The following is an 8847-nucleotide window of genomic DNA, read 5'->3' as shown; positions in this document are numbered from 1 at the left end:
GACCTGGCCACGCTCGCCCGCGACGTCGCGGACACGCTGGGCGCCCAGGGCTTCACCGGCGCCGTGGACTGGGTGGGCCACTCGCTGGGCGGCCGCGTGTCCCTCGCCGCGAGCCTCCACACCCCCGAGCGCGTGAAGCGCCTCACCCTGCTGGACATCGCCCCGGGGCCGGTGCCCCTGGACCTGTCGGAGAGCGGCTACGTGCTGGACATCCTGCTCCAGGCCCCGCCCCGCGCCGACAACCGCCGGGCCCTGCGCGCGGACCTCACCGGCCGCGGCCTGTCCGAGCCCCTGGCGGACTGGCTGCTGATGAACCTGGTGCCCGACGGCGACGGCGTGCGCTGGCGCTTCGACCGCGACGCCCTCTTGCGCCTCCACCAGCGCGTCAACGGCGAGGACCTCTGGAGCGCCGTGGAGCGCCCCGCGCACCCGCCCGTGCGCTGCATCCGGGGCGGCCGCAGCCGGTACGTGCCGGACGAGAGCGCCCGGCGCCTGGAGGCCGCCGGCTGTCCCGTGGCCACGCTCCCGGACGCGGGCCACTTCGTCCACGTGGACAGCGCCCAGGCCCTGCTCGCGTGGCTGATGGCCGGGTGATGGACTCCCAGACCGTCCTGCTCGTCTTCATCGCCGTGGGGCTGGATGGCCTGGCCGGGCTCGCGGGCGGCGTGCTGTCCGAGCGCTGGTTGCAGCGGCACCTGCCCGCGCTGGTGGCCTTCGCCGCCGGCACCCTCCTGGCCGCCGTCTTCCTGGAGGTGTTGCCAGAGGCCGTGTCCGCGCGCGGCGACGCCGCCTTCACGTGGGCCCTGGGCAGCTTCGTCACCCTCGCCCTCCTGGAGTGGGCGCTGGGTCACCACCACCACCACGCCGAGGCCGCCGCCGGTCATGCCCATGACCACGCCCATGGCCATGCCCACGGCCATACCCACACCCACGGCGTGCCCACCCTGCCCGCGGCGTTGCTCGCGTCGGATGCGCTGCACAACGTGGGGGATGGCGCGGCCGTCGCGGCCGCCTTCCTCGTGTCTCCCAAGGCCGGCTTCGCCACCGCGTTCGCCGTCATCGTCCACGAGCTGCCCCAGGAGGTAGGCGACTACGCTCTCTTGCGCGCCGCGGGCTGGTCCCGCCTCCGGTCCCTCGTCGGCCTGGGCGCCGTGCAGCTCACCGCCGTGGCCGGCGCCGCCGCGGTGCTGCTGGGCACCCGGCACCTGCCGTCGCTCCAGGGCACCGTGCTGGCCATCGCCGGCGGCTCGTTCCTCTACATCGGCGCGGTGGACCTGCTGCCGGAGCTGCGCCGGGGCCCGGACTCGCGCAAGCGCGTGGGTGGGTTCCTGTGCGGCCTGCTCCTCATCGCCGGCCTCCACTTCGCGGAAGGCCTCCTCGGCATCCACGGCTGAGCGCGTCCTGAAACACGTAAAACAGGTTTGAGCGGTGCGTCAATGTGCAGGGGCTAAACATGGCTCCCTGCGTAACAGGCGCTTCCCGTGAATTTATGTTGACCTGCTGTTACCGACCCCATCTACTCTCCGAATAGACAGTCATTCTCCGGGTGAACACACGCAGCATCCCCCCGGACCTGTTTTTGAGGGGACGCCACATGCCACGCCTCGGCGAGCTGTCAGGTGCCTGGAGCCGGTCCCCCTTCGCCTGTGCGGGGCCGCGGGCCCCCACTGCCGGCCCGGGGGCGTTCGCCTCCGTTCCGGATTCCACCCGCGAAACAGAGGTCACCACCATGTACACCAAGGCCGAGATCGTTCGCGTCGCCGCCGTCGTTGACTCCTGCACCTGCAGCACCGGCATGAGCACCACGACCTGCGCCGGGCTCATCCAGTCCTCCGACTGCTAGTCGTTCCCGCCACACCCACACACCACACCCCAAAGAGAGACCACCACCATGTACACCAAGGCCGAGATCGTCCGCGTCGCCGCCGTCGTTGACTCCTGCACCTGCGGCAGCGGGATGGGCACCACCACGACGACCTGCACCGGGCTGATCGCCACCGATTGCTAGTCGTTCCCGCCACACCCACTCACACCTAGAGACGGAGACTCCCATGTACACCAAGGCTGAGATTGTTCGCGTTGCCGCCGTCACGGATACCTGCACCTGTTCCAACGGGATGACGGTCATCCTGACGTGTAACGGCCTCCAGGAGTGCTAGTCGGAGTGCGCCTCCGGGCGTAGTCGCGGGCGGGTGGGGCTTCACGCCCTGCCCGCCCGTTGTCCTTTCGGGCGCGCCTGCCAGGATGCGGCCCATGCAAGGAAAGTCCGTGATTGTCACCGGTGCCTCCGCGGGCATCGGCGAGGCGCTGGCGGTGGCCCTGGCGGCCCGGGGCGCGAACGTGACGCTGGCGGCGCGCGACACCCAGGCGCTGGAGCGGGTGCGGGGCCGGTGCGAGGCCGCGGGGGGCAAGGCCCTGGCGGTGCCCACCGACGTGGGTGACCCGGAGGCATGCCGCCAGCTGGTGGAGCGCGCGGTGGCGGCGTTCGGCGGCGTGGACGTGCTCGTCAACAACGCGGGCGTCACCATGCACGCACGCTTCGAGGACGTGAAGGACCTGGGCCTCTTCGAGCGGCTGATGCGCATCAACTACCTGGGCGCGGTGCACTGCACCTTCCACGCGCTGCCGCACCTCAAGGCGCGCAAGGGGCTGCTCGTCGCCATCTCCTCGCTGACGGGCAAGACGGGCGTGCCCACGCGCACCGGCTACGCCGCCAGCAAGCACGCCATGCAGGGCTTCTTCGATTCGCTGCGCATCGAATTGCTGGGCACCGGCACGGACGTGCTCGTGGTGTCGCCGGGCTTCGTGGCCACGGACATCCGCGCGCACGCGCTGGGCGCGGAGGGGCGGCCCCTGGGCACGAGCCCCCGCGACGAGGAGGGCGCCACCATGGACCTGGACACCTGCGTGGCCCTCATCCTGCGCGGCATGGAGCGCCGTCAGCGCGAGGTGGTGATGACGCTCGCGGGCCGCGTGGGCCAGGTGCTCAAGCTGGTGGCCCCCGGGCTGTTGGACCGGCTGGCCGCGCGCGCCATCCGCGGCAAGCAGGCCTGAGCTACGCGCGCTACTTGGAGTCCACCTTCGACACCATGCCCCACAGGCCGTCGAAGGTGGCGTTGCCCACCTGGTGCAGGCCGAAGCCCCAGAGGAAGGCCGTCATCCACGCGCCGGAGCCGCCCCAGGTGGGCGCGAAGACATCCAACACCTGGAGCCCCAGCAGCACCGCGATGATGGACATCATCCCCAGCACCGCCAGCTCCACCTTCCAGAGGTCGCGCGACCTGGGCAGGGGGATCCAATCCAGGTTCACCAGCGCCTCGGCGCCCGGGGTGCCGGCCTGGGGAGGCAGGGGCGTGAGGTTGCCGCTGGCGGGCGCGCCGGGCAGGGGCGTCACGGGCTCCTGGGGCTTCTGCGAGAAGGGGTCCAGCGTCACCGACGGTGCCGGGGACGGGGGCGCCTGCATCCGGCTGCCGGCGGCGGCAGCCCGCTGGCGCAGGGTGGCGTTGCGCGCGAAGAGCTCGCGGGCGGCGCGGTACTCCGGCGCGGCCAGGTTCGCCTCGCCCTTGTCCAGGTGCGCGCGCGCCGCGTCCAGGTGCGCGTCCACCTCCGTCTCCCAGTCCGAGCGGGTGCTCAAGTCCCCACCCCCGCCGGCTGCCACCTGGGCCGCGGCCACCGCTTCGTCCAGGTTGTCCACCAGCGCGCGCAGGTACAGCGCGTGCGCGGACTGGTAGTACAGGAAGGCCTCGTCCACGCTGGCCGACTTGCGCGCGCGCGCCCGGACGAGCTTCTCGCCCACCTGGGCCCGCAGCTCCGCCCACTCGTCCGGCGTGAAGCCGCCCGGCAGCTCGCGCACGTTGATGGAGCCCTCCAGGTCCGACAGGAGGATTTCGAGGAACGCCTCGCGCGCGGCCTCCACCAGTCGCCGGGAGGCGTCCAGGTCGGGCCCTGGAAGCTGCTGCCGCGCGCGCAGCAGGTACAGCGGCAATTCACCCTGGAGCCGGTGGGTCACCGGATCATCCCCGCGCTGGGTCATCAATGTCTGGGATTGCTGCTCCAATTCCGACAGCCGCGACTCCAGCACCGCGCGCGCCACCGACTCCAGGTCGAGCGTGCGCAGGAACTGGGCCTGTTCGGTGAAGTCCGCGGACGTGGCCTGTTCATTCTGGAGCAGCGCCTCCACCGCCTTGAGCTTGCGCTCCGCGTCCAGCAGCGCCACGCCCTTCAAGCCCTCCAGCTGCCGCAAGAGCCCGGACCAGAGCGAGAACAGCTGGAGGCGCGCCTCGAAGAGGGCCAGCACGGAGTCCTGCACCACGAGCCCGCTCAGCGGCCGCTGGATGTTCGCCAGCAGCGCGTCCACCTGCCGCCGCAGCGACGCGGCCACCGTCGCCTCGCGCTCCAGCGGACGGGCGGGCACCAGTTCCTGGAGCTTCTGGCGCGCGGCCTCCGCCCTACCCCGCAGCGTCACGCGCGGGCGCACGCGCTGCACGTAGAAGCGCACCGCCGCGGACGTCACCACGCCCAGGAAGATGAGGAAGGCGCCCCACGTGGCGGGCGTCTTCACCCAGACGGTGAAGGTCTGCTCCACCGGCGTGCCCTGGGGCACGAGCAACCGCACCGTGCCGGTGTACTCGCCGGACTCCGGCAGCCCGGACACGTCCAGGTTCAAGAGGCCCGTGCCATGGGCGGGCACCTGGAGGACGCCGCCCGCGCCCGGCCCCTCCGTCGCGCTGTCCGCGCCCCGGAAGACCCAGCGCGCGTCCTGCGCCTGCACGGGCGCGGCGCCATTGCCCGCGCCGCCCTCCTTGCGATCCAACTGCACCACCGCCGCCGGCCCCACCGCGCCGCCCACGCCCGCCGTCTCCCGGAAGGACAGCCGCACCGTGGCCTTCCCGGAGAAGGGCCCCAGCGTCCAGCCGCGCGCGGGCGCCACCGGGTAGAACTGCACCGTGGGCGCCGCCTCCACGCGCTGCACGAAGAGCGGCGTCACTTCCCGCGCGCCGTCGCCCAGCAGCACCACGCGGCCCTTGTACTCACCGGGCGCGGGCAGGTCCGCCGACAGCGTCACCGTCACCGGCTGCCGCACGGAGATGGGCGCGTCCGCCGCGCCGTCCGTCGTGTTCCCCACGCGCACCGTCACCGGCACCTGCGTGCCGTCCGCGGCGAGCAGCGGATCCACCAGCACCGTCACCCGCGTGTCCGCCGCGCCCGCGTCTGGCGCGTCCCCTTCGGCTTCCGAAGGCAGCAGGTCCACCCGCAGCACCGTCTCCACGTGCGCGGTGGACGTGCGCAGCCGGACCTCGTTGTTGGAGGTCTGTCCCGCGACGCTGAAGCGCGGCGCCGCGAGCGCGAGCGTCGGCAGCAGGCAGAGCAGGGTCACGGTCCCGCGGTTTCGAGCTGGAAGGCCCATGCGCGGGGACGATAGCAGTCCCCCACCCCGGCCCCGCATCCCGCATGCACGTCACGCGCGCGGGCGCTTCAGCCCCAGCCCAGACGGCGCAGCACCCAGGGCGACAGGCTGGCGCGGATGGTCTCCAGGGGGATGCCCTCGTCGTCCTCGGCGGCTTCGTGTTCGGGGCGCGGGTCACCGCTGTGGTGCAGCGCGACCAGCTCCAGGTCCTGCGTGAAGCACGGCGAGCCGGACGAGCCCGGGTGCGTGTTGGTGCAGTACGTGACGCGCGTGTGCGAGCGGTTGACGCCCTGGAACGTGTCCAGCGCCACCTGCATCGGCCGGCCCTTGGGGTGCTGCATCACGAGCGCGAGCGCGCCGGGCGTGAAGGGCATGGGCGACGCGGGCAGCGGGATGAAGCCGCGCGGGCGAGCGCCCAGCAGCTCCTCGCCGGGGGCGTCCTGGATTTGCAGGAAGGCGTAGTCCAGCTCGTCGTGCGTGGCCTCGCGCGGACGGGGGTGCATCAGGTCCGCCGGGCTGTGCGGGCTCTGCGCCAGGCACGCCGTCACCGTGAACACGCGGCCGGGGTGCACCGCGATGCGGTCCGGCAGCACCTTCAGGTCGAAGCGCACGCGCAGCGCCTCCACCAGCCGGTGCTCGATGACGTGCGAGTTGGTGAGCACCACGTCCGGCGCCACCAGGAAGCCCGTGCCCAGCGCGCGGCCTCCGTCCAGCTCCACGCGGCACACGCGCCGCGACAGCGTGGCCAGCCGGTCGCGCCACACCTCCGGCGTGAGCGCCTGCTTCGACGCCTGGACGATGCGCGCCAGCGCGCTGCCGGACACGCTGCGCTGCACGGAGGAGAAGTACGTCTGGAGGAAGCGGCGGATCCGCGGATGGCCGGGCGCCGCCGCCTGCGCGCCGCGCACGAGCGTGTCCGTCCACCCTTCCGTCTCCGCGGTGTGCACGAGCGCGCGGGCGCGGGCCGCCCCCTCCCGCGCCACGGGAGGAACGAGGTCCCGGCCGCATTTCACCGTGACCATGCGTTGGAGGTCCTCCACCGAGGCGAAGGCGCCCTGGAGGGCGTGGGTGAGTTCCTCCCGCTCGGAGCCTTCAAGCTCCATCCGTGTCCTCTCGGGGCCGCGCGCCGTCACGCCTGCCGTGTGACTTGCAGTGTACGCATGCGGGCCGCGTTTGCACCGCATGCGGAGCGCTCGCCGGGCCGGGCCCCTTGCGCGCATCCCCTGTGTTCCCCACCGCCGTCCGCTGCTGGACGAATACACGGGCCCGCGTACCGGGAGTGGGGAATGACCCGACCTGATACAGCCCCCGGGATCAGCGCACCGCCCAGGTGGTGGGGGACAGCGACGAGGCGAGGTCCGGCCGGCCGGGCACGCCCAGCCGCGAGGCGCCCGCCTGCAACGTCCCGGCGAGCGTGGGCAGCACACGGAAGTACACCTGCACCAGCTCACCCTGTGCGCGCGGAGGAAGGCGCAGCGACAGCGCCCCGTCCTGCACGTCCCAGGACGTCACCTGTCCGGAGGCCACCAGCGCCTCCAGGCTCGCGGGGTCCACCTGCACGCCCGCGGGCAGCTCCTGTTGGAACAGCAGCGGCAGGGACGAGGGAGCGCCCAGTTGCACCCGCACGTCGGAGAGCTGCCCCACGCGCGCCTCCTTCGGCGCGACCACGGCCAGCTGCAGGCCGCCCTTCGCCTCGGACTTCCACGGCACCGCCGCGGCCAGCGACAGCGAGAAGCCCAGCCCCGGCACCGCGGGCTCCGCGCGCACCGTCCACGCGTGCGTCCCCGCCGAACCCGGCGCGGCCGCCTCCAGCGCCAGCACCTCGCGCAGCGCCTTCGCGTCGTAGGTGCCCTCGGTGACGGTCTGCCCGTCGCGCGCGAGCGTCACGCGCACCTGGGCCGGCAGCGGTTCGCGGAAGAGCACCAGCGCGGCGCGCAGGCCCACGCGGTTCGCCTGTCCATCCCCCCAGCCCTGGCCCGGCGTGTAGTGCGCGAGCAGGAAGGCGCCCAGGTCCGCCAGCGGCGCCTTCGCATCGCCCTGGAGGGCGAGCACCGCCATCGCCGTGGCCTCCACCTCGGAAGGCCCGGCGCCGTCCGCGCGCACCATGCCCGGCTCCACCGGCAGCGACGCGGTGCCGTCCGCGCCCTGCTTCAGCGCGTCCCGCACGCGGGTGCGCAGCGCGTCCGCCACGGAGCCGGACACCGCGCCTTCAGCCAGCAGCACCGCCGCCGTGTAGCCGTCCTTCACCTGCGGCAGGTAGCGCTCGAAGACACCTGCGGAGCGCGCGGTGAAGGCCAGCGCGCGCTGCTTGCCTTCGGGCGTACCCGTCGCCGCGCGCACCGTGCGGGCGCAGTCCGCCGTCGCCACCAGCAACCGCTGGAGCGTCCAGCCCTCGCCGCCCTGGCAGGTGCCGTCCGGCCGCTGCGCCTTCGCCACCTGGCCCACCAGCCGCTCCCCCAGCCGCGCGAGTACGGGGTTCTGCGGGTGGGCCAGCGCGCCTTCCGCCAGTCGCGTCGCCACGTCCACCGACGGCGCGCGCGCGGCCCGGAGCACGCGCTGTCCGGCCACCAGCGACAGGGCCTTCAGCGCCTCCGCGTCCGGCGTCTCGCCCAGCGCCTTGAGCAGCTCCGGCGCCTGACCCGCGAGCAGCAGCGCGTACGCATCCGCGGCCACATCCGCCGGCCGGCGCTCCACCGCCGCCAGCTCCGCGCGCACCACGCCCAGCGCGCCCGGGTACACCTGCAACCTCACCCGCTCACTGCCGGGCTGCGCGTCCGCGGGCCCCACCAGCGACAGCGTGCGCGGTGCCGCCAGCGAGCCGCCCCGCGTCTGCACCACGGGCTGCCCGGTGGCCCACACGTCGAAGTCGCGCACCACCGCGTCGGTGTCCCCCAGCGAGGCCCGTACCGTCACCGGCCCCGCGCCCTGGGCCCGCACCGTCACCATCGCCACCGCGCTGCCCCGCGCGGGCACCTTCACCGTGCGCGCGCCGTCCTCCACCTGCGCGCCCCGCGCGTCCACCTTCAGCGCGGCCACGACCTCCTTGTCGGTGGTGTTCACCACCTGCACCGGCAGGCGCACGGTGTCGCCCGCGCGCAGGAAGGGCGGCAGCACCGGATCCACGTAGGTGGGCAGCGTGCCCGCGAAGGACGTCACCGCCCCCGCCTGCGCGCCGGAGCGCGAGTGCGCGAGCGCCAGCACCCGCCACTGCGTCAGCCGGTCCGGCACGCGCACGGGCACCGTCGCCGCGCCGCTCGCGTCCGTCACCACCAGCGGCTCGAAGAGGAACGTCTCCGGGAACCACGCGCGGGTGGGCGCCGCCGCCGCGCCGTCCCCGTCGTCCTTGTTGTTGTCCGCCTCCTGCTCGATGGACTCTTCGCGCATCGCGTCCATGGCCATCGAGGGGGGGGCAGCCGGCGCCGCCATGCCTACGCCTCCGC

General features: G+C 73.6%; 6 protein-coding genes. 3 read left to right on the top strand and 3 right to left on the bottom strand.

Annotation, left to right across the window (positions count from 1 at the left end; translation table 11 throughout):
* From D7V97_RS35580 to D7V97_RS35565, 3 genes are all read left to right on the top strand, one after another.
* A partial coding sequence (locus tag D7V97_RS35580) for an alpha/beta fold hydrolase (RefSeq protein ID WP_120615070.1) occupies window positions 1-594 on the top strand: 594 nt, incomplete at its 5' end.
* Complete coding sequence (locus tag D7V97_RS35575) at window positions 594-1394, top strand: ZIP family metal transporter (protein WP_120615069.1); 801 nt, start codon at window positions 594-596, stop codon at window positions 1392-1394. The genes D7V97_RS35580 and D7V97_RS35575, both read left to right, overlap by 1 nt.
* Window positions 1395-2244: 850 nt before the next feature.
* Window positions 2245-3054 carry an SDR family oxidoreductase gene (locus D7V97_RS35565; protein WP_120615067.1) on the top strand — a complete coding sequence of 270 codons (810 nt, stop codon included), beginning with the start codon at window positions 2245-2247 and terminating at the stop codon, window positions 3052-3054.
* 10 nt (window positions 3055-3064) lie between these two features.
* Here D7V97_RS35565 and D7V97_RS35560 read toward each other — a convergent pair whose 3' ends face one another.
* From D7V97_RS35560 to D7V97_RS35550, 3 genes are all read right to left on the bottom strand, one after another.
* Window positions 3065-5377 carry a hypothetical protein gene (locus tag D7V97_RS35560; protein ID WP_120615066.1) on the bottom strand — a complete coding sequence of 771 codons (2313 nt, stop codon included), beginning with the start codon at window positions 5375-5377 and terminating at the stop codon, window positions 3065-3067.
* A gap of 98 nt (window positions 5378-5475) precedes the next feature.
* Window positions 5476-6510 carry a trypsin-like peptidase domain-containing protein gene (locus D7V97_RS35555; protein WP_120615065.1) on the bottom strand — a complete coding sequence of 345 codons (1035 nt, stop codon included), beginning with the start codon at window positions 6508-6510 and terminating at the stop codon, window positions 5476-5478.
* Window positions 6511-6721: 211 nt separating this feature from the next.
* Window positions 6722-8847 (bottom strand): alpha-2-macroglobulin family protein (locus tag D7V97_RS35550; RefSeq protein ID WP_120615071.1); only part of this gene is annotated, 2126 nt, incomplete at its 5' end.

Source organism: Corallococcus sp. CA053C (assembly GCF_003611675.1).
GTDB lineage: Bacteria > Myxococcota > Myxococcia > Myxococcales > Myxococcaceae > Corallococcus.
This window is presented reverse-complemented; position numbering and strand designations above follow the sequence as displayed.

Excerpts from the sequence above, each read along its gene's own strand:
- D7V97_RS35555 (WP_120615065.1), bottom strand. The coding sequence starts at position 6,510 with ATGGAGCTTGAAGGCTCCGAGCGGGAGGAACTCACCCACGCCCTCCAG.
- D7V97_RS35575 (WP_120615069.1), top strand. The coding sequence starts at position 594 with ATGGACTCCCAGACCGTCCTGCTCGTCTTCATCGCCGTGGGGCTGGAT.
- D7V97_RS35565 (WP_120615067.1), top strand. The coding sequence starts at position 2,245 with ATGCGGCCCATGCAAGGAAAGTCCGTGATTGTCACCGGTGCCTCCGCG.